The following is a 2101-nucleotide window of genomic DNA, read 5'->3' as shown; positions in this document are numbered from 1 at the left end:
GAGCTTCCATTTGGTGCCGAGCATGCTCATGCCGGGAGCCTTTCAGAGAATGTGGGGCGGGCGGGAAGGAATCTTCCCGAGCAACTTTACCGCGCAGCATTTACCGGCCGTCCCGTCGGGCCGGCGTGCTGCGGGCCGGGCCGGTGTGCCCGAGGTCACAGGGCGCAGCGGGAAGCAGGCGCCGTCCGTTGAAGTTGCAACTATTGACAGCAGGAGACGCCGGCCGCCCAAGAGTGCGCCGGCCCAGCGAAAGGGATGCCCATGACACTCGCCCACGATGAAGCAGTAATCGAGGCAGCCGCCGTCGACGCCATCTTTGCCGAAGCCCGCACGGCGAACGCCTTCACCGGCGACGTCACCGAAGAGCAGGCCCGCGCAATTTACGAACTGACGAAGTTCGGCCCCACGGCGTTCAACTCCCAGCCGCTGCGCGTTACGTACGTGCGCTCCGACGAAGCCCGCGCCACGCTTGTTGATGCGCTGGCCGCCGGAAACCGCGCCAAGACGGCATCAGCGCCGCTCGTCGCGGTCCTGAGCTACGACACCGCGTGGCAGGACCAGTGGGACGCGTTCCTTCCCGGCTACAACGCCCCCAAAGCCATGTATGACGCCGCGCCGGAACTCGCCGCGGCCACGGGCAACAACAACGCCACCTGCAGGCCGGCTACTTCATCCTCGCGGTCCGCACCCTGGGCCTCGCGGCAGGTCCCATGACCGGTGCCGACTTCGCCAAGATCGACGCTGCGTTCTTCCCCGACGGGAGCCAGAAGAGCTTCCTGGTGGTCAACATCGGCCAGCCCGGGGCAGACGCCTGGGGCGAAGCCAAGCCGAAATTCGCCTACGAGGACGTCGTCCGCACCGTCTAACAGCCCTCGGCGCCGTTCTCCGGCACTGTCCTTCCGCGGAGGTGCCTCCGGCACTGTCCTTTGGCGGAGGTGCCTCCGGCACCATGGGGGACAGGCCGGAGGCACGCGGGATGCGATTCTGCGGTTCAGCGCAAGGCCCACATCCAAGGCCACTTCCCATTTTAGTCCGCGCCGTCGCCGCCGGCACTGTGAGTTTGCGGCGCCCGCCCGACCCCGGAGGCGCCGCGGCGTGGCACACTTTTCCCATGCGGAACCTGATCGCGGTGGCCTTCGTGGAACCGGTAGCCGAAGGGCTCGAGTTTCCCCGGGATGACTGGCCGCTGCATCTCACCCTGGTCAAGTTCGACGTGGTCACGGCCGGCGTCGTGAAGTCCGGCGTCGTCGAACCCGGCCAGGAAACCCGCGCGGAACCCGCGCCGGGCACGCCGCCGGCCGCGGGCGATCCACTCGCCGACCACATTGCCGCCCTCATGGCGGACCCGGTGGCCGCTGCCCTGGGCTGCCGGATCAGCGTGGGCGGCGAAGCCGGGTTCGGGCGCGCAGGGTCAATCCCGGTCAACCTGATTGAACCCAGCAATGAGCTGCAGGTCCTCCACAACGAGCTGGTCCGGATCGTGGATCAGCTGCCCGGCCGGATCTCCACGCCTGCCTACACCCAGGAGGGGTACCGGCCGCACGTCTCGCACCACGGCGACAAACGGCTCCGGCAGGGCGACACGTTCGCGCTTGACCGAATAGCGCTCGTGGACATGGCGCCCGACGGCGGGCACGCCACTCGCCGGATCCTGAAGTTGTGGACTGTCGGCCAGGCGTAGGCGCCAGAACGGCGTCTTGGGAGGCCACGACGTCATATCCGCGACGCCGGCGCTGGATTCCTGCGGACCGGGTGCCATACTTGGGTCAACTTCGGCAGCCATTCGACGGTAATTCGAAGACGAAGTGAGTATTTCGGGCAAATCACAGCGGACCGGGGGGACCACTAAATGATGCTTGACGCCGCGACACTGCGGGTTGCCTTGGCGCTTGTCGACCTCACACTGCTCATGCTTTTCTACTTCATTACGTTCCGGCGCACCCGGTCGCACTACAGCGGCTGGTGGTGCATGGCGCTCCTGCTGTTCCTGGTCGGCAACGCCGCGTACCTGCTGGAGGGTACGGCGCAGCAGGGGTGGGCCATCCCTGCCGGCAACGTCCTGCTGGTCGCCGGTGCCGCCAGCATCTGGGCCGGCGGACGA

Annotated in this window: 1 protein-coding gene and 2 pseudogenes; all 3 read left to right on the top strand. The window is 67.3% G+C overall.

Annotated features, from left to right (window positions below; all coding sequences use genetic code 11):
• The first annotated feature begins 261 nt into the window (after positions 1-261).
• A pseudogene (locus LQV45_RS27750) lies at positions 262-866 on the top strand (malonic semialdehyde reductase).
• 245 nt (positions 867-1111) lie between these two features.
• Positions 1112-1681, top strand: coding sequence for a 2'-5' RNA ligase family protein (locus tag LQV45_RS27745; protein ID WP_230010095.1), 570 nt, complete (start codon positions 1112-1114; stop codon positions 1679-1681).
• Positions 1682-1849: 168 nt separating this feature from the next.
• A pseudogene (locus LQV45_RS27740) lies at positions 1850-2101 on the top strand (GGDEF domain-containing protein); the annotation flags it as partial.

Source organism: Microbacterium sp. Bi128, from assembly GCF_918698205.1.
The sequence above is the reverse complement of the archived record's forward strand: the minus strand, read 5'-3'. Positions and strand labels throughout refer to the sequence as shown.